At 30.0% G+C, this 25,485-nt stretch carries 26 protein-coding genes; 12 read left to right on the forward strand and 14 right to left on the reverse strand.

Translation table 11 applies throughout. The features are described from left to right. Nucleotides 1-88 precede the first annotated feature (88 nt). Nucleotides 89-559 carry an ankyrin repeat domain-containing protein gene (locus tag LACAL_RS11085; protein ID WP_013870831.1) on the forward strand — a complete coding sequence of 157 codons (471 nt, stop codon included), beginning with the start codon at nt 89-91 and terminating at the stop codon, nt 557-559. A 65-nt stretch (nt 560-624) separates the two neighbouring features. Here the strand turns inward: LACAL_RS11085 and LACAL_RS11090 are convergent, their stop codons facing one another. The 4 genes from LACAL_RS11090 to LACAL_RS11105 all read right to left on the reverse strand — a co-directional run bounded on the left by LACAL_RS11090 (nt 625) and on the right by LACAL_RS11105 (nt 5,744). Next, the gene (locus tag LACAL_RS11090) at nt 625-1,734 is read right to left on the reverse strand and encodes a polysaccharide lyase family 7 protein (RefSeq protein WP_013870832.1); all 1,110 of its coding nucleotides are present in this window, start codon (nt 1,732-1,734) and stop codon (nt 625-627) included. A gap of 473 nt (nt 1,735-2,207) precedes the next feature. Continuing rightward, complete coding sequence (locus tag LACAL_RS11095) at nt 2,208-3,710, reverse strand: aldehyde dehydrogenase family protein (protein ID WP_013870833.1); 1,503 nt, start codon at nt 3,708-3,710, stop codon at nt 2,208-2,210. A gap of 211 nt (nt 3,711-3,921) precedes the next feature. Then, nucleotides 3,922-4,755, reverse strand: a complete 834-nt coding sequence (locus LACAL_RS11100) for an AraC family transcriptional regulator (protein WP_013870834.1) — start codon at nt 4,753-4,755, stop codon at nt 3,922-3,924. 89 nt (nt 4,756-4,844) lie between these two features. Further along, nucleotides 4,845-5,744 carry a LysR family transcriptional regulator gene (locus LACAL_RS11105; protein WP_013870835.1) on the reverse strand — a complete coding sequence of 300 codons (900 nt, stop codon included), beginning with the start codon at nt 5,742-5,744 and terminating at the stop codon, nt 4,845-4,847. 86 nt (nt 5,745-5,830) lie between these two features. Between LACAL_RS11105 and LACAL_RS11110 the strand changes: the two genes are divergently transcribed. Beyond that, nucleotides 5,831-6,418 (forward strand): NAD(P)H-dependent oxidoreductase, encoded by a 588-nt coding sequence (locus LACAL_RS11110; RefSeq protein ID WP_013870836.1) that lies wholly within the window; start codon nt 5,831-5,833, stop codon nt 6,416-6,418. Between the two features lie 75 nt (nt 6,419-6,493). Here LACAL_RS11110 and LACAL_RS11115 read toward each other — a convergent pair whose 3' ends face one another. Both LACAL_RS11115 and LACAL_RS11120 read right to left on the reverse strand, forming a co-directional pair. Then, nucleotides 6,494-7,489 (reverse strand): alpha/beta fold hydrolase, encoded by a 996-nt coding sequence (locus LACAL_RS11115; protein WP_013870837.1) that lies wholly within the window; start codon nt 7,487-7,489, stop codon nt 6,494-6,496. Nucleotides 7,490-7,691: 202 nt separating this feature from the next. Beyond that, nucleotides 7,692-8,612: a hypothetical protein gene (locus tag LACAL_RS11120; RefSeq protein ID WP_013870838.1), complete on the reverse strand. Its 921-nt coding sequence runs from the start codon at nt 8,610-8,612 to the stop codon at nt 7,692-7,694. Between the two features lie 255 nt (nt 8,613-8,867). On the opposite strand from LACAL_RS11120, the gene LACAL_RS15070 reads away from it, so the two are divergent. From LACAL_RS15070 to LACAL_RS11140, 4 genes are all read left to right on the forward strand, one after another. After that, the gene (locus LACAL_RS15070) at nt 8,868-10,931 is read left to right on the forward strand and encodes a sensor histidine kinase (protein WP_158306396.1); all 2,064 of its coding nucleotides are present in this window, start codon (nt 8,868-8,870) and stop codon (nt 10,929-10,931) included. A 4-nt stretch (nt 10,932-10,935) separates the two neighbouring features. Further along, nucleotides 10,936-11,577, forward strand: coding sequence for a response regulator transcription factor (locus tag LACAL_RS11130; protein WP_041301488.1), 642 nt, complete (start codon nt 10,936-10,938; stop codon nt 11,575-11,577). A gap of 302 nt (nt 11,578-11,879) precedes the next feature. Continuing rightward, nucleotides 11,880-12,299 (forward strand): hypothetical protein, encoded by a 420-nt coding sequence (locus LACAL_RS11135; RefSeq protein WP_013870841.1) that lies wholly within the window; start codon nt 11,880-11,882, stop codon nt 12,297-12,299. Between the two features lie 31 nt (nt 12,300-12,330). Next, the gene (locus LACAL_RS11140) at nt 12,331-12,948 is read left to right on the forward strand and encodes an SIMPL domain-containing protein (RefSeq protein ID WP_013870842.1); all 618 of its coding nucleotides are present in this window, start codon (nt 12,331-12,333) and stop codon (nt 12,946-12,948) included. 67 nt (nt 12,949-13,015) lie between these two features. On the opposite strand, the gene LACAL_RS11145 is transcribed toward LACAL_RS11140, so the two are convergent. From LACAL_RS11145 to LACAL_RS11160, 3 genes are all read right to left on the reverse strand, one after another. Next, complete coding sequence (locus LACAL_RS11145) at nt 13,016-13,876, reverse strand: SDR family oxidoreductase (RefSeq protein WP_013870843.1); 861 nt, start codon at nt 13,874-13,876, stop codon at nt 13,016-13,018. A 52-nt stretch (nt 13,877-13,928) separates the two neighbouring features. Further along, nucleotides 13,929-14,480, reverse strand: a complete 552-nt coding sequence (locus tag LACAL_RS11150; protein WP_013870844.1) for a TetR/AcrR family transcriptional regulator — start codon at nt 14,478-14,480, stop codon at nt 13,929-13,931. Nucleotides 14,481-14,955: 475 nt separating this feature from the next. Then, a complete protein-coding gene (locus LACAL_RS11160) occupies nt 14,956-15,822 on the reverse strand; it encodes a LysR substrate-binding domain-containing protein (RefSeq protein ID WP_013870845.1) in 867 nt (288 codons plus the stop codon). A gap of 107 nt (nt 15,823-15,929) precedes the next feature. Here LACAL_RS11160 and LACAL_RS11165 point away from each other — a divergent pair, with 107 nt between their 5' ends. Beyond that, the gene (locus LACAL_RS11165) at nt 15,930-16,556 is read left to right on the forward strand and encodes a LysE family translocator (protein WP_013870846.1); all 627 of its coding nucleotides are present in this window, start codon (nt 15,930-15,932) and stop codon (nt 16,554-16,556) included. A 67-nt stretch (nt 16,557-16,623) separates the two neighbouring features. Here LACAL_RS11165 and LACAL_RS11170 read toward each other — a convergent pair whose 3' ends face one another. From LACAL_RS11170 to LACAL_RS11190, 5 genes are all read right to left on the reverse strand, one after another. Continuing rightward, nucleotides 16,624-16,881, reverse strand: a complete 258-nt coding sequence (locus LACAL_RS11170) for a hypothetical protein (RefSeq protein WP_013870847.1) — start codon at nt 16,879-16,881, stop codon at nt 16,624-16,626. A 75-nt stretch (nt 16,882-16,956) separates the two neighbouring features. Next, nucleotides 16,957-17,265, reverse strand: a complete 309-nt coding sequence (locus LACAL_RS11175; protein WP_013870848.1) for a co-chaperone YbbN — start codon at nt 17,263-17,265, stop codon at nt 16,957-16,959. Nucleotides 17,266-17,271: 6 nt separating this feature from the next. Further along, entirely contained in the window at nt 17,272-17,916 is a 645-nt protein-coding gene (locus tag LACAL_RS11180) for a peroxiredoxin (RefSeq protein WP_013870849.1), read from the reverse strand. A gap of 145 nt (nt 17,917-18,061) precedes the next feature. Beyond that, the gene (gene nhaC / locus LACAL_RS11185) at nt 18,062-19,546 is read right to left on the reverse strand and encodes a Na+/H+ antiporter NhaC (protein WP_013870850.1); all 1,485 of its coding nucleotides are present in this window, start codon (nt 19,544-19,546) and stop codon (nt 18,062-18,064) included. A 125-nt stretch (nt 19,547-19,671) separates the two neighbouring features. Further along, entirely contained in the window at nt 19,672-20,886 is a 1,215-nt protein-coding gene (locus LACAL_RS11190) for an aminotransferase class I/II-fold pyridoxal phosphate-dependent enzyme (protein ID WP_013870851.1), read from the reverse strand. A gap of 164 nt (nt 20,887-21,050) precedes the next feature. Here LACAL_RS11190 and LACAL_RS11195 point away from each other — a divergent pair, with 164 nt between their 5' ends. The 5 genes from LACAL_RS11195 to LACAL_RS11215 all read left to right on the forward strand — a co-directional run bounded on the left by LACAL_RS11195 (nt 21,051) and on the right by LACAL_RS11215 (nt 25,485). After that, on the forward strand, nt 21,051-21,509 hold the full coding sequence (locus tag LACAL_RS11195; RefSeq protein WP_013870852.1) for an Lrp/AsnC family transcriptional regulator: 459 nt from the start codon (nt 21,051-21,053) through the stop codon (nt 21,507-21,509). Nucleotides 21,510-21,514: 5 nt separating this feature from the next. Beyond that, nucleotides 21,515-22,144 carry a type II CAAX prenyl endopeptidase Rce1 family protein gene (locus LACAL_RS11200; RefSeq protein WP_237700986.1) on the forward strand — a complete coding sequence of 210 codons (630 nt, stop codon included), beginning with the start codon at nt 21,515-21,517 and terminating at the stop codon, nt 22,142-22,144. A 54-nt stretch (nt 22,145-22,198) separates the two neighbouring features. Then, nucleotides 22,199-22,969, forward strand: a complete 771-nt coding sequence (locus LACAL_RS11205; protein ID WP_013870854.1) for a helix-turn-helix transcriptional regulator — start codon at nt 22,199-22,201, stop codon at nt 22,967-22,969. Between the two features lie 297 nt (nt 22,970-23,266). Next, nucleotides 23,267-24,667 (forward strand): dihydrolipoyl dehydrogenase, encoded by a 1,401-nt coding sequence (lpdA, locus tag LACAL_RS11210; protein WP_013870855.1) that lies wholly within the window; start codon nt 23,267-23,269, stop codon nt 24,665-24,667. A gap of 80 nt (nt 24,668-24,747) precedes the next feature. Then, a complete protein-coding gene (locus tag LACAL_RS11215) occupies nt 24,748-25,485 on the forward strand; it encodes a bifunctional 2-polyprenyl-6-hydroxyphenol methylase/3-demethylubiquinol 3-O-methyltransferase UbiG (RefSeq protein WP_013870856.1) in 738 nt (245 codons plus the stop codon).

The raw sequence follows: 25,485 nt of genomic DNA on the forward strand, positions 1-25,485 counted from the left end.
ATTTAAGGGAATGGAATTTATTTAAAATCCATTCCTTTTTTATTGAAAAATAAAAATAAAGTTTATTTAAGTTTAAAACACAAATAAAATGGATAATATAGATAAAGTATTTAATAGTATTAGAAATAAAGATAACGCAACATTAAATGCACTTTTAACCGAAAATCCAAAATTAGCAGAAGCTAAAGATCAACGCGGTTTTACACCATTAATATTGGCAACGTATTTTGATAATGAGGCAGCGACCAAAACTTTGGTAAAACACAATGCTCCAATAAACGATAAAGATGCTTCTGGAAATACAGCTTTAATAGGTGTGAGTTTTAAAGGAAATGTTGAATTTGCAACATTTTTAATTGAAAACGGAGCTAATTTAAATGAAGTAAATAATAATGGAACCACTGCACTGGCTTTTGCTACGCAATATGATAAAGTAGAGGTTGTAAAATTATTACTACAGCATGGAGCAGATACAACTATAAAAGATAATGTAGGAAAAACAGCTTTAGATTATGCTGAAGCAAAAGGCTTTAATGAGATTGTTGCGCTTTTAAAGTAAAATATTCATTTAAAAAAAAACCACTTTGTAATTACAAAGTGGTTTTTAAATTATTCTAATATTTCTTAATCATTTTTGGTAAAATAACCTTCGTTAGAAACAGCAGCTTCACTTACTTGTATACTTGCTGTTTTAAACCAAACTTCGGCATAGTTGCCATCTTCATATTGTTTACTTAAATCGCCATCGTGAGTTTCTGCACCAGAACACCAATTTTTATTCTCTTCAGGAGATTTTCCATTGGTTTGGTTATAGGCGCCAAGCTTAAAAAAGCAACCTTCGCCAGTATAAGCTCCTTCACGCTCAACACCATCTTGACCTATTGGAAAAAATAGTTTTTTAGTTTGTTCAGGGATATCTGCTACTGTTGTGTATTCAGATTTTATTAAATTTTTAGAAAATGTTTTAGTTTCATGTCCTTCGCTTGTAAAAGTTAAATTCATAATGCCATCTTTTACTTCAATTTCATAACTAAATTCTTCACCTAAAGCAATGCCATCTTTTGGCTCTTCTGGATACGTATTGGCACCGCTACCTACTACTGAGAAGTCATCTCCCCAAACAGCCGAAGAGTAATCCCAACGTTTTGAATTATCACTACCAGCAGTATTAATTTCATAATGCCAGAAAACAGAGCCTTTTTTATGTCCTGGATATTTTTTGTAAAAAATCTTTAAAGGCTCATTTTCAAAAGCATCAGCACTGTGTATTTGTCCAACTACTACAGCATGTGTTGCAGCTACTCGAGCATCTCCAGTTGCAGAAACATTCATTACTTTTAAAGTTGCAGACAATTTATCGTTGGCTGTTTTTGGATACCATTTTTTTATTTGTGCTAATTCGGTTCTGGTATTGTTTGATGTTCCATGAGTGTCACCACCATTTGGTGTTTTGAATACTACCCAATTGGTTGCGCCATCATTGGTAGTATAGAAATAGTCTTTGTTTTCAAAATCATTCGCAATTCCTGCATTAGATCCATCACCTAAAATTAATTTCCAATCATCAAAAAAAGGAATAACTGCATTGGCATACATGGCTTTTGTAGTATCTTTTTCTACTATTTTAACTTCATTATTAGTGGCTTTTACTTCGTTTTTACAACTGTTTAGTAATACAATACCTAAAAGGCTTAAACCTAATAGTAGGTTACGTTGTTTTTTAATCATTATCATTTAGTTTAGTTTTTTTGATTTCGATTAATTGATAAATAGAGCAATTAATTTTAGTTTAAATAACTTTTCTAAGGTAATAAAAATTGGTTAACCAATTTGTGTTTCAATTAAAATCATTTCATATTATAAAATATTATAAAGTGTTTTCAGTGCTTCTTTTATATTTTAAATAGGTTTTGTGACAATTGTGTTTTACATAAAGTAGTTGCCAAAGCTGTTAAAGACTATTTTGCAATCTGCTTAAACTGTGAAGAGAAAAGCATGCAAAACAGCATTTTCATTTTAAATGTATAAGTTGTGATGCTATTAAATGTCTTCCTGTTGCTGTTAATTTTGAAGCGCCAAATAGATATGCAGTAGAAGCTGTAAATTGTATTGTGACTAGAGTTTGTAAAGCTTGAGTATAATCTTAAAATAACAAAAACCTCAGAGTTGTCTGAGGCTTTTGTATAAAATCTATAGGTTTAACTTAATTAAAAGAAGCCCATTGGTTTTTTGTCGTAAGAGATTAACATGTTTTTTACAACACGGTAATGGTCTAATGCCATTTTGTGGTTTTCACGACCAAATCCAGACTCTTTAACACCACCAAAAGGAGCGTGTGCAGGATAGGTATTGTATTGGTTTACCCAAACTCTACCTGCTTGTATAGCACGTGGTACTTGGTATAATTCGTGAGCATCACGAGACCACACACCAGCACCTAAACCGTAAGGTGTGTCGTTTGCAATAGCAATAGCTTCTTCAGTAGTTTTAAAGGTTGTTAATGCTACAACAGGTCCAAAAATTTCTTCTTGGAACACACGCATTTTGTTGTCTCCTTTTAAAACAGTTGGTTGTACGTAGTAACCGTCGGCTAATTCACCTTCATAATTACCAGCATCACCACCAGCTAACACCGCTGCACCTTCTTCAATACCAATTTTAATATAGTTTAATATTTTTTCGTATTGTGCTTTAGATACCTGAGATCCAATCATTGTTTCTGGATCTAATGGGTTTCCTGGTTTTACTAATTTTAAGCGTTCTTGCATTTTTTCTACAAAACGATCTGCAATATCTTCGTGTACTAAAATACGAGATGGAGAAGTACAAATTTCACCTTGATTTAAGGCAAACATTAATGCACCTTCTATAGCTTTACTAAAGAATTCATCATCTTTATCTGCTACCGATGGGAAGAAAATGTTAGGAGATTTTCCACCTAATTCCATAGTTACAGGAATAATATTTTCTGCTGCATTGTGCAATACAGTACGTCCTGTTTCTGTAGAACCAGTAAATGATAATTTTGCTATTCTTTTAGATGTTGCTAATGCTGCACCAGCTTCTTTACCAAAACCAGTAACAATATTTAATACACCTGCTGGTAAAATATCACCAATTAGTTCCATTAATGCCATTACACTTGTAGGTGTTTGTTCTGCTGGTTTTACAACCGCTGTACAACCTGCTGCTAAAGCCGGAGCAATTTTCCAGGCTAACATTAACATTGGAAAATTCCAAGGAATAATTTCACCAACAACACCAACTGGTTCGTGTAATACAATACTAACAGTATCTTTATCGTGTTCAGAAATACTCCCTTCATCTGCACGAATAACTCCTGCAAAATAACGGAAGTGATCTATACAGTAAGGAATATCTGCTGCGCGTGCTTCACGAATTGGCTTACCATTATCAATAGTTTCTAAGGTCGCTAAATACTCTAAGTTATCTTCCATAACCTGAGCAATTTTTAATAACGCGTTACTACGTTCTGTTGCAGATGCGTTGCTCCACGCTGGGAAAGCCTCGTGTGCTGCATCTAATGCTAGGTCTATATCTTCTTGTGTAGATCTTGCTGCTTGTGTAAATACTTTTCCGTCTACTGGAGATCTGTTTTCAAAATATTGACCTTTAATTGGGTCAACAAATTTTCCTCCAATAAAGTTTCCATATCTTTCTTTAAATTCGGGTTTTGTTACATTTGCCATATTACTGTGTTTTAATTTTTTTTAAATTCTGCTTGAAAAAACAAGCGTTTGTAATTATGGTACAAATGTATAATGGAGTAGAAGCTTCTTATTTATTGATATGGTTCAATAACTTATGAAAACAGTTCAAGTTGTCTTTTTTGATGTTAAACAAATATTAAAATAATTATAAAGAACTGAAAATCAATTAATTGACAAATTCTTATGTTTTTTATATTTCTGTTGGACTAATTCCGAACTTGTTTTTAAAGGCCACACTAAAGTTAGATAGGTTGTTGTAACCGACGTCTAAATAGATATCTGAAGCTTTTAAATCGCCTCCTTGTAAAAGTTCTTTTGCCTTTTGTAGTCGTTTGTCTTTTAACCATTTTCCTGGAGCCTCTTTATACTCGGCAGTAAAATGCCTTTTAAAAGTAGACAAACTCATATTGCATAAAAAGGCAATTTCTTCTAACTTTAAATTAGAATGTATGTGATCTTCTACAATGTTTTTAAAAGGAGAAACTTCTTTAGATATTAATGCGTGTAAGTAATGCTCAAATTCATTACCATATTTATCTAGTAAATACAGTAATATTTCTTCAAATTTAAGCGATAACATAGCATCACAATAAGCACTGTTTTCAAATGTTTTTGACGATAATGAGCTTATAAAAGATGCAATATAATCGTCGTTTTCAATCACAAAATAAGGCACTTTTTCTTGATATGGCTTAACGTCTTTGGTGTATTTGCTTAAAAAATTGGTAAGTTTTTTTTCAGAAAAAAAGAAAAGTTTACAATAGTAAATAGCTTCAGTATCTAGCAACTCTGTCCAAAGCCAGTTTCCTTTTTTTAATAGTAAAGACTGTTCGCTATTAACTGCTTTAGAGGTATTAGCAAAATGCACTTGCTTTTTTCCTACTTGAAGAAAGCTAAACATATTCATGCTTAAATTTACCTTGCTTTTTACAACATCGTTTGTCATTTTAAAATCGTACACAAAAATGTCTTTACTTTTGTTTGGAGTATCAAAGTAAATTTCAGGTATGTTTTCTATGGGCATTGCTCTGGTTTTTTAATTTGAAATGCTTTAGTTGAGATGTTTATAAGTTAGTATTTCAACACAAAGATACGTTTTGAAATTTCAAGGTATTACATTTTTGTTTTAAAAATATCCTGAAGTGTCTGTAACTCTTTTTTATATTTTAAATCGGTTCTAGAAGCAAAATATAAGGTGTTTTCGGTGTTTACTTTTCCATCCCAAATACGTTTAATTGTTTTATTTTCTACAGCAGCATTACATAAAAAATCTGGCACTAAAGCCAATCCACTTTCATTAGCCAAACATCGAATAATAGAAGTAATGTTTGGTAAAATATAATTGGGTTTAAAGGCTGGTTTTTTATTGAAATTCTCAAACCAAAAACGTCTAAAATGTTCCATTTCGTTAGATGCGCTATACCATGTGTTTTGTTGTAATTGGTTTTCTAACGCTTTGTAGTCTTTCGTTTTAATAAGCTTTTCTATTGAAGAAGTATCTGTTTTATTACCTGCAATAAGCACAATCCGTTCTTTAGAAAAAGCAGTATATTCTACCAACGATTTTTTTTCATTCTGCACTTTAGGAGTGATAACCAAATCTAAAATACCATTGTTTAGATCTTTAATTAAATGCGTATGATCGCCAAACCTAGCGACCAAATCGAACTCTAGTTTAGCAATTTCAGGTTCCACAATAAGCTGAAACATTTCAGAACACATACCAATATTTAAGGACGGTTTTTTGTCTTGTGTCGTTTTTTTAAAATGCTGTTCGGCAATTTCTAAGGTATTGATAGATTCAATTATATATTCATATAAAAATTTACCTTCTTCGGTAGGAATCATTTTTCTTGATGTACGCTCAAATAGTTTTTTTCCAACATAGGCTTCCAAGGCATTTAAATGTACACTAACACCAGGTTGCGAAGCGTATAGAGCAACAGATGCTTTGGTAAGTGTACCATTTTCGTAGATTTCTTTAAAGGTTCTATACCATTCTAAATTCACCATGCTATTAAAATATTTATACAAATGTATAATTTATATTATTTTTATAATAACAAAGCCTGCGTTATTTTTGCTGAAAATAAAAACAGATGAAAAACATATTTATAATTAATGGCGGTCATCCTTTTGCACATTCCGGAGGAAGATTTAACGAAACCTTATACCAAACAACAATATCGCATTTTGAAGCTTTAGATGGATTTGAAGTTAAGCATACGCAAGTTGGAGACAATTATGATGCAGCTGAAGAAGTAGAAAAGTTTAAATGGGCAGATATTATTATTTACCATACACCAATTTGGTGGTTTCAAATTCCGTTTGGTTTTAAAAAATATATAGATGAAGTCTTTACAGAAGGCCATCAAAATGGTATCTACAGTAGTGATGGTAGAAGTAGATCTAATCCAAATATTAATTACGGAACTGGTGGATTAATGCATGGTAAACAGTATATTTTAACTACAAGTTGGAATGCTCCAAAAACTGCATTTACTTTAGAAGATGAATTTTTTGACCAAAAAAGTGTGGACGAAGGTGCTATGTTCGGTTTTCATAAAATGAATGCTTTTACAGGAATGACCTGTTTAGCTACGCATCATTTTCATGACATGGAAAAAAATGCAGATGTACCTTTAGAGTTAGAAAATTATAGTGCTTTTTTGAAAACAGTACTTTAATATGCTATAAAATATGTCATAAAAAAAGCCTCAAACATAACTTGAATGAGGCTTTTATATTATAAAATTTAGCTTTTATTTTAAAAATGCTAATAAAGGCTTTATAAAACTATCAAACTGTTCAATGTGTGGTAAATGGCCCACATTTTCAATTTCTACAAGTTTGGCATTTGGTATGGCTTTTTGTGTTGTTTTACCTAATTGGCTGTATAAACCCATTGTTTTTCTAACGTCTTCACTCACTAATGGTTTTCCTAAAGCGGTACGATCTCTGGTACCAATAATTAAAAGGGTAGGCGCTGTAATGTTTTTAAACTCGTACACGACAGGTTGTGTAAAAATCATATCGTAGGTTAATGCATTGTTCCAAGCAATAGTTTTGTAACTTGAATTAAGCGTCCAACCTGCTAGTAAATTTACCCATTGGTCGTATTCTGGTTTCCATTTATTATCGTAATAATTTACTAGTTGGTATTTTCTAATGCCTTCGTAGCTTTTTTTAAGCTCATTAGCATACCACCAAGTTACAGGTTTGTAAGGTACTTTTAGTTTCCAATCTTCTAAACCAATTGGGTTTTCTAAAATAAATTTATCCGTAGTTTTTGGATACATTAGTGCAAATCTTGTAGCTAACATTCCACCCATAGAATGTCCTAAAACCGAAGTTTTACTCACGTTTAAACTATCTAATAACGTTTTTGTGTTTTGCGCTAATTGTTGAAATGTATAATGAAAATGTTCTGGTTTGCTAGATTTACCGAAACCTATTTGGTCTGGTACAATAACGCGATAACCTGCTTTAGTTAAAGCTTCTATTGTGGTTTTCCAATACGCACCATTAAAATTTTTACCATGAAAAAGCAATATGTTTTTACCATTGTAATTATCTGGTTTAACATCCATATATGCCATTTCTAGCGTTTGGTTTTGTATGTTTAATTCTAGTGTTGAAACCGGAAAAGGATAGCTGTAATTAGATAATTGTATATCTAACCATTGTAAATTATTTGTTTGTGCAGTGGTTAGTTGTATTGTTATAACTACTAAAAATAGTGCTAGTAATTTTTTCATTGGTCTTGTGTTTTGTTACTCACAAAACTATCCAATTTACTAATGTACTTGCCTTAAATATTTGCTAAAGTTTGAATGGTTTGGTTTTAAAAATAAATCTTTTTAGTTTCGTTTAACGTGTTTGTACAAGGTTAGTTGAGAGGATTTTCACAAGTAGGCTAGAACTAGTAATAAATTATATACGGTATTAGCAACTGTGTTTTTATTCAAATTCAGAGTCTATTTCATCTACCATTTCAAATAACTCTTCTGAGTTTTGTCTTAAAGATTGAATGAAAATTCTCAATTCATTTTCGTCACTAATTTTGTTATTAATTAATGTTTTCTCTAGCCTATTTAAAATGTATTCGATTAAATTTAATGTATCTTCTAATCCTTGTAAGGCATTAATTTTAAAATATCTTTTCTCAACTTCTATTTTTATTTTATTAATAGTTTCTTGAATCATTTTAAAATTAACATCCACTATTGGATAATCTTTATGAGAGTGTTCAAATAATTTGGAAATGTGATAGTCATATGTGTTTGGAATTACATTTCTTATTTTATCTCCTTTAAATTTATTTTTATGCTCTTTAAATTCGTTTGTTAATTTGTCCATAGTATTAGAAAGAATAATTTTTAATAATTCAGCTTGTGATTTAATACACTCAATAACATTTATATCTTCAAATTTCGATTTTTCTCCACTTTTCGGAAAATAAGAAGCAAGAGTAAAACCTTCATTTGATATTGAGTTTCTTCCTATCATATGGAATGATTTATCATTTCTTCTATTAGTTGGGTGTCCAATAGAATCATTTCTATGTTCTCTAATTTTATATAATTCAGGATATTCAATTTTCCAGTTAATTGTCTTATTGAACAATGCAGAAAGTAAATTGTTTAAAGCATCTTGTTGTAAGTTTATAGCTTGTAAAACACCATAAATAAAAAGGTATCCTCCATTATATGGTCCAAATTCCTCTAATTTTAGATAATAATCTATAGCTTCTTGCGTATCATCAAATGTGTATAATGAAGCCCAGATTTTATTCCATTTAACTTTGTCTTGAAATAGTAATTCTCTCTTCCAAGGATGATTCAGTACGTCTCTAATTTCTTTACTTAGTTTGGTTGGCATATATTGTGGCTACAATACATTCTAATATTAAACATTAAGTATGTTTAATATCAAACGTTTGACGAAGTTAGCAAATTCCTTTAGAAGTTTTTTACACAAAACCACTATAGTTTACCCAAGTTATCAACTTTATTTTTTTATTTATAAAAAGCAAAAACGAGTTTTGTTATAAACCATTGTTTTCAGTGATAAGAATAAACTTTCTTATTGTTACATTTGCGCATGCTTTTTAAGCCTCAAAACATATTAGTTTTTTTGTTTTTCTGTTATGCTTCTATTTTAGTAGCACAAAACACGGTACCAGAACATGAGCGTGAAACCGCACAAGTAGATAAACTTTTTTATTATTTTAATAATGGTTTTGATGCTAAAGCTTACAAGCAAGCACACCAATTATTGCCTAAATTTAAATTAAATAAATCTATAACAAATACCAATTTATTATTAGCCTATTACCATAATAAATACGTTGCTATAGACTCGTCTATTTATTACACACATCAAGCTTTAAAGAGTAAAAAAAATCCTAACGACTCTTTAGGTATTAGATTAAAAATATTGTCTTATCAGTTACTAGCCTTAAACAATACAAATAAAGGCTTGCACCAAGAGAGTAAAAACTATTATATAAAAGGTGCAGAGTTAAGTGAAAAACATAACGAAACCAATTTGTATTACACACATATTCATGGTTTAGCAAGTACTTACGTTACACTTGGAAAAACTCAAGAAGCTTTAAAATTGTTTGAAAAATGCATACAGTTTTCTAACGACGAAGAATTAATTTTAGGAAGTTACATTAATTTAGGTTCTATTTATTCGTCGCTTTCAAAATACGAAACCTCAAACCAGTATTTGCAAAAAGCAAAAGCCATTTGCGAAAAAGAATCCTATAGAAAACAACCACTTATTAATATTTTAATAAATATTGGTGATAATTATTTAAGTAAAGCAGAAACCGAAGCTGCACTTACTGTATTTAAAGAAGCTAAAAAAATAAGCAGCCAGTACCGTTTTAGTAATTTAGAGCTTATAGCTTTAAGTAAAATAGGAACCATTTTATACCAACAAAAAAAGGATGACGAAGCGCTTTTAACCTTTTCAACAACATTATATAAAGCCATTAGTTTAGGAAATTTAGATATTGAGATGAATAGTTATCTCATGATGGAAAAAATTTCTGCCAGAAAACAAGATTTTAAAAATGCGTATAGCTATGGTAAACGTTATTATAGCATAAAAGATTCTATAGATAATTCTATAACAGAAGAAGAAATTAATAAATTAGAAGTAAGATTTAAAACCTTAGAAAAAGAAAAAACAATAAAGCTTTTAAAAATCGAAAACTTAAATAAAAGCTTAAATATAAAAAACAAAGATGCCTCTTTAGAAAAACTTAAACTACAACAAACAATAATTGCAAAGCAAAACGAAAACAAAGTTTTACAACTAGAAAATGGTGTAGAAAAGCGTAAAAACGAAATTATTTTACTTAAAGAAAAAGAAGCACTAAAGGCAGTAGAGCTAGATAGAGAGCGTACAATTAAATATATTGTATTGGTAGCATTTTTTATTTTGTTAGTACCAATAGCAGGGCTTTTAATAATTTATTACCAAAAATTACAGGCTCAAAGTTTACTTAATTTAAAAGAAAAACAAATTAATGAGCAGCAGGTAATTTCGCTAAAAAAAGATCAAGAATTAAAGCTTATTAAAGCATCGGTTAGAGGTCAAGATTTAGAGCGAAAAAAAATAGCTCAGGAAATGCACGATAGTATTGGTGGTAATTTAGCAGCTATAAAATTACAATTTAGTCAGTTGTCAAACCATCCAAATAAATTAAAATTAATTTATAGTCAGTTAGATGATACTTATGAGCAGGTAAGAAATTTATCTCATAATTTATTGCCCAAAAAAATACGAGAAAACGACTTTGTGTTTTTAATAAAAGAATACATAAGTACTGTTGAAAACGCTAGTGGTATTAAAATAAATTTATCGTTTTATAACGAAAAAGCAATTAATAAGATAAGCAAGATTTTGCAAAACGAATTGTTTTCTATCTTTCAAGAGCTTACTACCAATACTTTAAAATATGCTAAAGCCAAAACTATAGATATACAGCTAGATTATTTAGATAGCGGTTTGTTTTTTGTTTACGAAGATGATGGTATTGGTTTTAATTTATCTCAAACCACATTGGGTATTGGTTTAACAAATATTAAGAATAGAGTAGAAAATTATAATGGTATCTTGCATATCGATTCTAAACCAAATAGAGGCACGAGTATAAATATAGAGATTCCTTTAACAGCCTAAATTAATGATGCATAACCTAATTATTGCCGACGACCATAAAATGTTTTTAGATGGCTTACTTAGTATTTTAAAAACAGAAAGTAACTATAATATTATATACACCGCAAAACATGGCGGACACGTTAAAAAATACATATCTATAAATAAAAACGAAAAAATAGACCTTGTAATTACAGATGTTACCATGCCAGAAGTAGATGGTATTGCTTTAAATAAATGGATTAAAAAAACAGCAAACCATATTAAAACTTTGGTTGTAAGTATGCACAATACACCAGGAATTATTGATGATCTTATAGAAAATGATGTAGATGGATATCTTCAAAAAAATGCTAAAAAAGAAGAGTTTTTAAAAGCTATTGAAACCATTTTAGGAGGCGAAAAATATTTTTCGCAAGAGATTAAAGACATCTATCTTAAAAATAAATTTGAAAAAAAGAAAGATAAAGACATTAAACTCACCAAACGAGAAGTTGAAGTTATTTCACTTATTGCTGAAGAGTTTACAACTCAAGAAATTGCAGATAAGTTATTTTTAAGTAAACATACTATAGAAAGTTACCGTAAAAATCTAATTACTAAGCTTAATGTAAGAAACCTTGCAGGCCTTACTAAATACGCCATAAAAAAGGGTTACGTATCTTAAAGCGATTACAATACATATAAAAGTAAAAAGGTTCTAATTGTTAGAGCCTTTTTTTGTGCTTTAGTTTTTTAACAATTAAATAAAAGCGAAGCAGTTTTAAAATGAAAAAAAACATTTAAGTGGTTGGTTTTTAGTTTTTTATAATTAAAGCCACTGTTTTCAGGGTGTTTAGTTTCACCACATATAGGGTTATAAACAGCTATCTATAGCTATAAATTTGCCAAGTATATAAGAAACATTATAAAAAAATAAAGTGTTTCAAATATTAAAAAAACAAATTATAACCAATTAAACTAAACATTATGACTTTCGGAATTACACTAATTTTATTAAGTATTATCGCTGTTCCATCTTTATTATTATCAAAAAAACCTAATGCAAAAGAACTGTTAGAAAAAATAGAACCTTATCAAGGTTGGATAGGTTTAGCCTTTTGTTTCTATGGTATTTGGGGAATTATTTTCTCTATACTAAACTTAGGATGGATGACTTCGTTTCCAGTTTGGTGGGCAACATTATTAGCAGGTAGTATTGTAGAAGCTGTTTTGGGATTCATGTTAGGATTTACATTAATTAACAAGTTTGTTTTATCTAAAAATGAAGCAGCAAAAGAAAAAGCAATCGAATTAAGAGCAAAACTAGCACCAAAACAAGGAAAACTTGGTGTAGTAGGTTTATTTGTTGGTGCATGGATGATTATTGCATCAATTTTATTCTTCTAAAAAAAACACTAAAAACTTTAATTAAATAGATATGAAAAATTTAATCTTTTTATTAGCTGTTTTATTTGCAATGCCAGCAATATTTCAGGAAAACGACAATACAATTTCGGTTTTTGGTGAGACTGAAAATACTGTAGAAGGCGATAGTTATATAGTATTAATAGCATTACAACAAGTACTTGTTTACGAAGGTCAAACCGAAGTAGAAGCAAATTCTTTAAAAACCGTAAAAGAAAATGCTATAGAGAAATTTAAAAGCATTGGAATAGATTTTAATAGATTTAAAAGAAACACATATTACGAGTTTGCAGTGTCGTTTAGTCAAAATAGAGAATCTGCATATTACTTTTTAAGAACCTCTAATAAAGAAGAAATTAGAAAAATAATAACACTTAAGTCTGCCGGAATGTCTATTGTAAATATAGAAGTAGAAGCAAAAAAACTTACCGGCGAAGAACTGGTCGCGTTAACAGTAAAAGCTATTGCTAATGCAAAAGAAAAAGCTGAAGGTATTGCTAAAAAAATGAATAAAACTTTAGGCGAAGTTGTACATATTGCAGATACAAACTCAAGCTTACAATACATGCAAAGTTATGGCACAACAACAGCACGAACACATGGTGTTAATGTTACTTTTAAATTAAATTAAAAAAAAGATATTACACCATTATAAAAAAACACCTCTTTAACTTAACAAAGCGGTGTTTTTTTAGTTTTTACAAAAAACTATCTTTTAGTTGTTGTACTATTTTAGTGCCATCTGGATCGGCTTGTGTTTTTAAGTTACAAAAATCTTCAGCCCATTGCGATGTACGTATGCGTAATGGAGGATTTTCATTTTGTGCTACATCTAAAACTACATTTGCGACTTCTAATCCGGTTTGGTACACTTGTGTTTCACTTTCATTGGCACGTTTTTGGTTTCCAGCCATGTATCTTTCGAAAATAGGAGCGTACTCGCCAGTAGCAAATTGGCCTTCAATAGCTGTTTTTTCTATAGCAGAGGTCATAAATTCTGTTGAAATTCCGCCAGGTTCTACACAAGAAATTTTAATATTAAACGGCTCACTAACATAAGTGGCTAAACCTTCCATAAAACCTTCTACCGCAAATTTTGCTCCGCAATACAACTCGTTAAATGGTTGTCCTACTAAACCACCAACAGAGGTAATACTAATTATTTGTCCAGATTTTTGTTTGCGCATGTGTGGTAAAACTGCTTGCGTGCAATACACAACACCAAGATAGTTAACGTCTGTGACCCATTTTATTTCGGCTTCTGTTGCTTGTTCTGTTGTTTTTGCAAAACCTGCTCCTGCGTTATTAAATAGCATATCTATTTTACTATCATTTTCAATAATAGTATCTACTGCTGCTTTAATGGTTTCGGTTTTTGTAACATCTAAGGGTAGTAAGTGTATGTCTAAATTGTCTTTTTCAATATGCTCTTTTAGTTTACTTGCTTTTTCTAAGTTACGCATAGTAGCATAAACTTTGAAATTGTTTTTGGCAAATAGGATAGCGCTTTCAAAACCTACGCCTGTTGATGTTCCTGTAATTAATACGTTCTTTTTCATAATATTTAGTTTATGGAGTGAATATTCATTCCAAATTAATAGTAAATTTTTTTTATGCTTTTATTGCATCCCAAAGTAGGTTAATTTGGTTATTAAGTGTTGTTGTTTTAGTTTCTTTTTGGTTGAAATGCCAGCGTAAATAAGATAGTATAGAGCCTCCAATAAACATGAGTAACTCGTCTATATTTATAGATTTTATAATGCGTTGTTGTTGCCCTTTTTTTAATAAGTTATAAACTTCAGTAATAGATTTTTGTCCTTCGTTTCTAGAGCTTTCAGTAATTATAGGTGATGCTTGAAGCTGTTCCATAAATTGAAAGTAAGTAGGATGTGTAATAAAAAAGTCTATTATTGCTGCATAGTAATTTTCAAATTGCGTTTTAATAGGTTTAGTAGCATCAAACGCTGTAAAAACTTTAGTTTCTTCTTGTTTAATATTTATATATATAGCGTTAATTAATGCGTCTTTATTTGAATAATAGTTATAAATGGTTCCCATGCCTGTGCCTGCAGCTTTTGCTATAGCAGACATTGGTGTATTATGCACGCCTTTTTCTGTTAGTAAGGTAATGGCAGCAGATAATATGGCTTCTTTTTTATTCATAAGACAAAAATAGGTGTTTTGGAATGATTGTTCCAAATTTTTAACTTTATTTTAGAATTAAGTTGTTTTGTGTATTAGTTGTAATGATAGATTTAATCTTTTATATATTAATTAAATAGTATATAAAAGCAATAATAAATGAGATAGCTAATATAGAGCTAAAAAGCCAAAACCATTGAAATTTGTGAGTTTTGTAAAACTGTGTTGTAGATTGAATACTTGCTATTAAAGCTAGTATAGCAGCGATTATAAATATGCCTGTGCTTAGGTTGAAGATATAATCAAACTTTGAGCTCCAAAAAAAATAGCTTAGTTTAATATATATCATTAAACTAGCTGTAAATGTTAATAGTATTGAAATTATAAAAAGTTTTTTTGTGCTCATCATGGTTGGCTTACAGTAATACCAAAGGTAGTTTTTGTTTTAAGATTGAAGTTGTTTTAAAAAAAATATATTTTACAACTAACTTATTACTTACAATAACTTTATGCAATCAATAACCTTTTCGATAGTTTTATTAGCTTCATTTTTTCGCCAATGCATATATAAATCTATAGTTTGTTCTAAGTCTATAAAGCGTACATTATTAAATTTTGAATGTTTAAATGAATAGGGCAGAATAGAAATACCAAGTCCTTTAGACACAAGGTTTAAAATCATACCACCAAAATCTGATTCAATACTAATTTTGGGTTCAAAACCTAATTGGTTGAATAAGTTTCTCAATAAAGATGAAAAAAATGTGGTTTGATGCAAGCCTGAAATGATAAAATTTTCTTCCTGAAGCTTTTTTATATTATTAATAGAGTCTTTATTTAACCAATGGTTGTTGGGTACAGCAATGCAAATAGGCTCGGTAGATAATTTTTGAGATTTTATGTTGGCATGCTGAATGTTATCACGACTAAAAGCAATATCTGTATTGTAATTTAGTAAAAGTTTTTGGTGATTCTCATCGGTAAGTTCTGCTAATTCTAATTTAAGTTCTGGTAAATTGGTTTTAATAATTTCTAAAAAATTAGGCAAGAAACTAAAAGTTATAGAGCCAGGATAAGAAATGGAAACGTGTCCAGAATCACCTTGGTCTATTTTTTTTGCTTGCCTGTGTATTTGATCTAATTCGTTTATGGTTTTAGTCCAATGCTTTTGTAAAAATTTTCCAGCATCGGTTAATTTTACGTTTCTTTTATTTCTTTCAAAAAGCGAAAAACCCAATTCGTCTTCTAAAGCTTGAATTTGTCTTGTTAGCGAAGATTGTGAAATAAAAACTTTTTCGGCGGTATTCCAAAAATGAAGCTCTTTGGCTAAAACTAAAAAATATTTAATTTGTTGTGTTGTCATAACAAATGCGTTTTTTGCATTACTCAGTCAAAAATATGTATTTTTAAATAGGTATTACCATAGTTTCTTTGCTTAAGTATTTTGTTTCATTAAAATAGAATAAAACAATGTTAGGAATTGAAAACTTTTTAAGCTTTATGGTTACTGCTTTATTTTTTATAATGACACCTGGAATGGATACTGTTTTTGTGTTAAATAAGTCTATTAGTCAAGGTCGTAAATCTGGAATAACTTCTGCAATAGGAATAAATGCGGGTGTTTTAACGCATGTATTTTTTTCGGCTTTGGGCCTTACGGTCATTATTTCTAAATCTGAAACAGCTTTCATGTTTGTTAAATATGCTGGCGCTGCATACATTTTTTATATGGGTGTACTAAAGCTTAAAAGTAATACAGATATATTAAATAATACAGATGATGCTAATGCTATAAAACCTTCTAAAAATGATTTTTGGTCAGGTTTTTTTACTAATTCATTAAATCCTAAAGTTGCATTATTCTTTTTGGCCTTTTTCCCTCAGTTTATTAATCCTTCTCAATTAGAAGATCCAGTTCCTTTTATATTGTTAGGCTTAACTTACGCTTTTATTGGTATTGTTTGGTATTTGATGTTAACGGTGTTTGCGAGTAAATTTTCAGAGACTATTAAAAGTAATCCAAAATCGGGAGTTTGGATAAATAGAATTAGCGGATTTATATTTGTGTTAATGGGCTTGCAAATTGCATTTGGTTAATTTTTGAAATTAAAAAAACCACTTTGAATAAACAAAGTGGTTTTAAATTTTTCTTTTTCTATAACTTCTATTTATCAATAGAACCTAAAACACGTTTCATAAAGTTATTTACAGCCTCTTTTTTTGGTGTACCTTCTTTAATCATTTTATTAACTTCAATTGCACCATACATATTAGATATTAATTCTCCAATAACGTCAAGTTCTTCATCTTTTAAAGAAGGAACTTCGGTTAATGCTTCAAGTGTTTCTATAGTTTCATTAACATAATCTTCGTCATTGTCTTCTATAAATTGAGCTAAGTGTTTTATTACAGGTAATTTCATTGATAATTGTTTGTTTATTTGGTTTTTACGCAGTTTAAATATTAAATTAAAACTGCGCTAAACCAGATGTTATTTTTATGCTACTTCGTTTACTAAGTCTTTTAAAACGTCAAATTTGTTAGTCTGTGTTTGATTTACAAATTTTCCATCTTTAAACGTTGCAAATGTTGGTAGATTATCTACAGTTGCTAATTGTCTTGATTCTGGAAATTTTTCTGCGTCTGCGATAACAAATGTTATATTTTCTAACTCACCAGCTAATTTTTTAACTTTAGGTTTCATAATACGACAGTTACCACACCAAGTTGCAGAATATTGCACAACAACAGTGTTGTTACTTGCAATAATTTCACTTAAATTATCTTGACTTAATTCTTGAACCATAATTACTTAGTTTACGTGGTTTGCTAAGTACTCTGCAGTACCTAATCTATTTGCGCTCATTGCGTCTTTTCCTTCTTCCCAGTTTGCAGGACAAACTTCACCTTTTTCTTGTACGTGAGTTAAAGCGTCGATAATACGTAAAAATTCGTTTACGTTTCTACCAATTGGCATGTTGTTAACACCTTCGTGTTGTACAATACCATCTTCATCTATTACGTAAGTAGCTCTGTAAGTTACATTGTCACCATCTACAGTTACAACTCCAGTTTCTTCGTTGTACTTTTCGTTAGTGATATCTAAAATACCTAAAGTAGAAGCTAAGTTACGGTTAGAATCTGCTAATATTGGGTAAGTTACGCCTTCAATTCCACCGTTATCTTTTGGTGTGTTTAACCATGCAAAGTGTACTTCTGGAGTGTCACAAGAGGCACCAATAACAATTGTATTTCTTTTTGCAAACTCTTCTTTTGCAGCTTCAAAAGCATGTAATTCTGTTGGGCAAACAAAAGTAAAATCTTTTGGGTACCAGAATAATACTACTTTCTTTTTATTATTTCTTGCTTCTTCAAGAACGTTTAATTTAAAGGTGTCACCCATTTCGTTCATTGCGTCTACATTTAAATCTGGAAATTGTTTTCCTACTATTGCCATTTGTTAAAATTTAATAATTATTAGATTAATTTTTGAGTAGGCAAAGATAGAGGTGAAGACTAAAAAAACAAGCCTTATAAAATTTTTAAATCTTATAAGGCTATCAATTTTAGCTATTGTATTTTTAAAATAGAATAGGTATTTGTTATTTTGAAGACAGTTGCTTTATTTTAATTGAAAATGCAGCGAATAAAAGTGTCATAAACGGACTTAACCAATTAAATATAGCAAAGAAAAAATAATCTACAACCGGAACACCTAAAACTCCTGATTGATAAGCACCACAAGTATTCCATGGTACTAATACCGAGGTTACAGTTCCTGAATCCTCTAAAGTTCTACTTAGATTTTCTGGAGCAAGGTTTTTTTCTTCGTAAGCTTTTTTAAACATTTTTCCAGGTACAACTAATGCTAAATATTGGTCTGATGCTGTTACGTTTAATGCTAAACAACTGGCTACTGTACTTGCAAATAAACCAAAGGTTGTAGAGGCTAAACTTAATAAAGCTCTACTAATTCTAGATAATGCACCAATAGCATCCATAACGCCACCAAATACCATAGCACAAATAATTAACCAAATAGTACCAAGCATTCCAGACATACCACCTGCAGAAAATAAATCGTTTAATTCTGTACTAGAGGTTTCTACAGCAACATCTACAGTCATTGCATTCATTACACCTTTATATGCAGATTGAAAGGTTAAACTTTCTGCTCCAGCAATTGTAGTTACTATTTCTGGTTGAGCAATTACTGCAGCAATTCCGCCTAATAGCGTACCAACTAATAAGGCAACTAATGGTGGTGTTTTTTTTATAATTAAAAAGATTACGACTACTGGAACTATAAATAACCAAGGTGTAATATTAAATGCACCGTTAATAGCATTTAACTTATCAGATATGTCTGGTGTACCTGTAGTATCTATATTTAAACCAATAATTATAAAAACAATTAGAGTTACAGTAATTGTAGGCACTGTTGTATATGCCATGTATTTAATGTGTGAGAACAAATCTGCTCCAGCCATTGCAGGCGCAAGGTTTGTAGTGTCACTAAGTGGAGACATTTTATCACCAAAATACGCGCCAGATAAAACAGCTCCTGCTGTCATACCTAATGATATGCCAAGTGTTTCGCCTATACCAATTAATGCAATACCAACAGTTGCAGAAGTCGTCCAAGAACTACCAGTAGCAATAGAAATTATAGCACAAATTATTACAGATGCTGCGAGAAATATAGTGGGATTTAAAATTTGTAATCCGTAATAAATCATGGTAGGTATAATGCCACTAATTAGCCAGGTTCCTGCTAAAGCGCCAACCATAAGTAGAATTAGTAGCGCGCCAGAGGTAGATTTTACATTCTCGGCAACTTCATCTATCATTTGTTTATAAGAAACTTTGTTGTAAAAGCCAACAACAGCTGCAACTGCAGCACCTAAAAGCAGTATAAATTGATTACTACCACTTAAAGCATCATCTCCATACACGAAAAATACATTATAAAATAACATAATAACTAATGCAATTACAGGAATTAATGCTTCCCAAATATTAAGTTCTTTGTTTTCAATAATATTTTCGTCTTGAGGTACTGATGGTTTAATATCTTGGCTTTCCATTTAGTATTACTATTAGTTTAATTTTATTTGAATGTAATGTTACGATTTTGTACGATGTTATGCAAATAGAAAAAAGGCTTGAAATACTTCAAACCTTTTATTTTTTACTTAGGGATTTATTTTTTTTAAACCAATTCTGGCTTAAGTATTTCTAAATCAATCATACAGGCTTTCATTAGTTTAAAAGTGCGCTCAATATCGGCATCTAAACCTATAGAAAAACGTATTAATCCATCGCTTAGTCCCATTTCTGCTTGTTCTTCTTCAGGAATTTCTGAAGATGTTGAGCTTCCAGGTGCAGAAAATAAGGTTTTATAAAACCCTAAACTTACAGCTAAATATCCTAAATTTCTTTCTTGCATTAACTCCATTAAAGCATTGGCTTTATCTAAAGAACCAACATCTATAGTTAGCATACCACCAAAACCATACTTATTATTCATCATGTTTTTAAATAGCGTGTGTGATGGATGTGATGCTAAACCAGGATACACTGTTTTTAAACCAAGTTTCTGAAATTTTTCAGCTAAATAAGTAGCATTTACACTGTGTTGCTGCATTCTAATGTGTAATGTTCTTAAGTTTTTTAAAACTGAAGCTGCACGAAGGCTATCCATAGTAGAACCTAATAACATACAAGCACCATCGTTTACATTTCTTAGGTCATTAATAAATTCTTGAGTACCACATATAACGCCTCCAACAGTATCAGACGATCCGTTTATAAATTTAGTTAAGCTATGTATTACAACATCTGCACCTAATTGTGCAGGAGAAATAGATAAAGGTGAAAATGTATTATCTACCACTAATTTTAAATTATATTGTTTTGCTAATTTGGCTAAACCAGCAATATCTGCAACCTCTAATAATGGATTGCTAACAGATTCGCAATACAACACTTTTGTGTGAGACGTAATTGCAGCTTCTACAACATCTAGTTTTGTAATGTCTACAAACGATGTAGATACATTAAACCGCGGTGCAAAGTTTTTTAAAAAAGCGTAAGTACCACCGTAAATCGTTCTACTAGATACAACATGATCACCAGCACCACAAAGCTGCATAATAACAGGTGTAATTGCACCCATTCCAGACGCTGTTACATTTGCTGTTTCTGTACCTTCCATAGCAGCAAGCGCTTCTCCTAAATATAAATTTGAAGGCGTAGAATGTCTTGAATATAAATAGCAACCATCTGCATTACCTTCAAAAGTATCAAACATGGTTTTAGCAGAAAGAAAAGTGTATGTTGAAGAGTCTGAAATTGAAGGATTAACACCACCAAACTCACCAAAATATTGTAAGTCTTGTATATTATTAGCAGGTTTAAAAGCCATAATTTAATTTTTTAAGTTTAATATTTAGTAAAAGTCATTTATTTTAGATTATTAATCAATATATTGTTTTAATTTTAGATTTTAAATCTGTTTAATTTTGATTTAAGTGTTTTAAATTCTGAAAAAGCAATAAATTAAATGTGTAAACAGAAAATTTTTCGATAATGACTTTTGATGCTATAGATACTAAGCTTATAAAACTATTACAAGAAGATAGTAAGCAAACAAACAAAGAGCTTTCTAATAAGTTAAATCTCTCTGTTACCGCGGTGTATGAGCGCATTAAAAAACTTGAAAATAATGGCGTAATTAATAAATATGTTACTTTAATAAATAAAGAAGTCGTTCAAAAATCTTTTGTAGCATTTTGTAACATTAAATTAGTGAAACATTCTCAAGATTATGTTTTTAAATTTGAAAAAGATGTAACTAGTTTAGAAGAAGTTTTAGAGTGCTACCATATTAGTGGAGATTACGATTATTTATTAAAAGTATTAGTAAAAGATATGAAGGCTTTTCGTAATTTTATGGTAAATAAATTAACAAAACTAGATCATATTGGTAGTACACATAGTACGTTTATGATTAATGAAGTTAAACATACTACCGTAATAACAGTTTAAAAAATATGATGCAATCTACTATCTATAAGCTTATAGAGTTTTTTATTATTTTTATAATAATTCCAATAAGTTTTACAATAGATTTTGCATTATGGATTAAAGCTATAATTGCAATAACAGGTTTTATATATATAGTTTATTACTTACTTAGAATTGAAAAAAATAAATTTAAAATTGCTGCTAACTTAAATTGGAGTCGTTTTTTTAAAGCCACTTTTTTTAAACTTATACTAATTGCAGTAATAACTATAACTTTTGTTTTAATTTCTAATCAAGCAAGTTTATTTAAAGTAGTATTAAATAAACCATTATTGTGGTTGGTAATACTGTTTGTGTACTCTGCTTTTTCGGTATATCCTCAAGAGTTAATTTATAGAACTTTTTATTTTCAGCGTTATAAAAATCTATTCAAAAACGAGCATATTTTAATATTTATAAATGCCATTGTATTTTCTCTAGCACATATTTTTTTTAGAAATACATTAGTTATTTTATTAACCTTTTTAGGTGGTTTATTATTTGCATTTACTTATAATAAAACCAAATCAACACTATTAGTTTCAATAGAGCATGCTATTTATGGTAGTTGGTTGTTTACCGTTGGAATGGGAGAGATGTTAGGTTTTCCTTCTTAATTTTTTTTAAAAATTAAATTTTATTATTTTGGTATCGCTATTAACAACTAATTAATGAAACACCAAGAAATAAAAGAGGTTTATAAATCTATTTTTGAATCTTACACTAAACCATCGCTAGAAACACATATTAAAAAAATTATTGAGCTAGATACGTATTTGCCATACAGTTCTACTTTTTTCTGTTTAACAAATACACAAGAGCTTACTTTTGAATATATAAGTAAAAACTTTACCTCTTGTTTAGGTTTAGATGCTACAGATTTAAAAGTAAAAGGAATGAAATACTTTTGGAGTAGAATCCATCCAGAAGACATAGAAATCTGGTTAGGCGCTTTAAATAGTTTAATGGAGTTTACTTTGGCCGAAATACCCGAAAACAAAAGAGAACTTGCTAATTATACATGGAATTATAGAATAAAAAATGCCAGCGAAAAGTACGTAAATATTATACAAAATACTACACCATTGGCTTTTGATAGTGAAATGAAACCTATAATTGGTCTAGCGCATTATACCGTTTTAAATATTGAATTAAACTTGCCAATAACTGCAACTGCAAAGCTATTAAATAATAAAAATGAGTACGAAACTGTATATTACAATAACTTTTCTCAAAAATTATTACATGCAGGAATAAGCAATAGAGAACGCGATGTAATACGTCTATTAATACTAAATTTTACTAGTAAAGAAATTTCCGAAAAACTAAATATAAGTCCGCATACGGTAGACACACACCGAAGAAATATTTTAAAAAAATTAAAAATATCTTCAACTGGAGAATTAGTAGGAATGTTAAAAATGGATATGACTTTATTATAGGCAATTAAAAAAATACTCAAATTGAGTATTGTGTATACTTAATATAATAGTGATTTTTACAGTGCTATTAATCAATTCTAATACTAAAACAGTTCTAATCTAATAAAAGAGAATTACTCTTTTTTAAAGATAGAGCTGTTTTTTCTTTGCGGTAAATTTAAAAAATAAGCCTCTCATTATTTTAGTAAAAAATACATCATTGTACATTCGTAAATAAAATTACAAAATTGTATTTTTGCTATAATAATCAATAAGATAGTCTTAAATACAAGATAAAATTCATTCTAAATATTACTTATGAGTAAATACGATGTAGCCATAATAGGCTCAGGACCTGGAGGATATGTAGCAGCAATACGTTGTGCACAACTAGGTATGAAAACTGCAATAATCGAAAAATATTCTACACTTGGAGGTACTTGTCTTAATGTAGGTTGTATACCTAGTAAAGCCTTACTAAGTTCATCTCATCATTACGAAGAAGCTACTAAACATTTTGAAGAGCATGGAATAGAAATTCCAGGTGAAATTAAAGTTAATTTAGAAAAAATGATTGGTCGTAAACAAGCCGTTGTAGACCAAACAACTGGTGGTGTAGAGTTTTTAATGAAAAAAAACAACATCGATGTATTTACAGGTGTTGGTAGTTTTATAGATGCTACACATATTAAAATTGAAGGCGAAGAAACAACAGAAATTGAAGCAAAAAACACCATTATTGCAACAGGAAGTAAACCTTCAAACTTACCATTTATAACACTTGATAAAGAACGTATAATTACATCTACCGAAGCTTTAAAACTTAAAGAAATACCAAAACACATGATTGTTATTGGTGGTGGTGTAATAGGCTTAGAACTTGGTCAAGTATATAAAAGATTAGGAGCAGAAGTTACCGTAATAGAATACATGGATAGAATTTTACCAACAATGGATGGTTCTCTATCTAAAGAATTAAATAAAGTCTTTAAAAAGGCTAAATTTAAAATGATGGTGTCTCACAAAGTACAATCTGTAGAGCGCAATGGAAATGAAGTTATTGTAAAAGCCGAAAACAAAAAAGGAGAAGTTGTAGAAGTAAAAGGAGATTACTGCTTAGTATCTGTAGGACGTAAACCATTTACAGATGGTTTAAATGCTGAAGCTGCAGGAGTAAAACTTACAGAAAGAGGCCAAATAGAAGTAAACGAACATTTACAAACAAACGTTAGCAATATTTATGCAATAGGAGATGTTGTAAAAGGAGCAATGTTAGCACATAAAGCTGAAGAAGAAGGAACCTTTGTAGCCGAAACTTTAGCAGGACAAAAACCACACATAGATTATAACTTAATCCCAGGTGTAGTATACACATGGCCAGAAGTTGCAGCAGTTGGTAAAACCGAAGAAGAATTAAAAGAAGCTGGAGCAGAATATAAAGTAGGACAATTTCCATTTAGAGCTTTAGGTCGTGCTAGAGCAAGTGGAGATATTGATGGTTTTGTAAAAATTCTTGCAGACAAAAATACAGATGAAGTATTAGGAGTACACATGGTTGGTGCACGTTGTGCAGATTTAATTGCAGAAGCAGTAGTAGCTATGGAGTTTAGAGCTAGTGCAGAAGATATTTCACGTATGTCTCACGCACATCCAACATTTGCAGAAGCAATAAAAGAAGCCGCTTTAGCAGCTACAGATGATCGTGCTTTACACGTATAAAACAATAACTTTTTAAAAAGTTAAATAAAAAAGCGAACCTAATGGTTCGCTTTTTTTAAATTGTAAACTCAAAAAAATAGATGTCTCAAGAAATTAAATTTGAAGAAAACGATGTTATTGGTGAAGCAACCTTAGATGTAATTGCAAAAGCCGATAAATTTAATAGATGGATGTACCAAACCATTAAACCTTATTGTAAAGGGAAAACTTTAGAAATAGGTAGCGGTATAGGTAATATATCAACATTTTTTCTTGAAGATGATTTTGAGATGGTTTTAACAGATATAAGACAAAATTATTTTGAAAAACTAAACCAAAACTTTAATCAGTATTCAAATTTTTTAGGTTCTGAAATCATGAACCTAACCGATGAGGATTTTGATAAAAAGTTTGAAAAACATTTAGGTAAATATGATACTGTTTTTGCTTTAAATGTAGTAGAACATATAAAAGATGATGTTTTAGCAATTAAAAATTGTAAAAAACTGCTAAAAGATAACGGACATTTAATAATACTAGTACCATCATACCAAACGCTTTATAATAAATTTGATAAAGAATTAGGGCATTATAGACGGTATACTAAAACGTCTCTTTCAAACATTTTTAAATTAAATAATTTTAAAATTATGCATAAGCAGCATTTTAATTTTATAGGTATTTTAGGTTGGTATGTAACAGGAAGTATTTTAAAAAAAGAAAGTATTCCAGGCGGACAAATGAAATTATACAATACTTTAGTACCAATATTTAAAATTATAGATAAACTTATTGCAAATAAAATAGGACTTTCTACAATAGTGGTTGGTAAAAAATAG

It is taken from the genome of Lacinutrix sp. 5H-3-7-4, from assembly GCF_000211855.2.
GTDB lineage: Bacteria > Bacteroidota > Bacteroidia > Flavobacteriales > Flavobacteriaceae > Lacinutrix.